1 protein-coding gene is annotated in these 281 nt (G+C 69.8%); it reads left to right on the top strand.

The genetic code is table 11. The features are described 5' to 3' along the window. Positions 1 to 281, top strand: a 281-nt coding sequence (locus tag NLU14_RS21530; protein ID WP_275710474.1) for a hypothetical protein, incomplete at both ends; no start/stop codon positions are given.

Genomic DNA, 281 nt, shown 5'->3' with positions numbered 1-281 from the left:
ACCAACCCCGAGCGCTGGAAGGCGATCCGCGGCCATTTCCTCAGGGCGAACAAGCTCGACACCGACTATCCCCAGCCGCTGGTGCTGTTCTACGAGAGCTTCGCCGCGGCCAAGCAGGCGCCGACCCCCAATGCGCGGAACGGATTGCTCGGCGCCTATGTGCTGGCGCCGTTCGACACCGGCCTGCGCGTCACCGCGGGCAAGGTGCTGCTCGAGATGAAGGACGCCAAGGCCGCGCGCGTCGCCTTCGAGCCGGTGGCCTACAGCCCGCACGCGCCGGC

This window comes from Marinobacter iranensis, from assembly GCF_029207565.1.
Lineage (GTDB): Bacteria > Pseudomonadota > Gammaproteobacteria > Pseudomonadales > Oleiphilaceae > Marinobacter > Marinobacter iranensis.
Note: the sequence above shows the minus strand (reverse complement) of the source record. Positions and strands in the feature narration are given on the sequence as shown.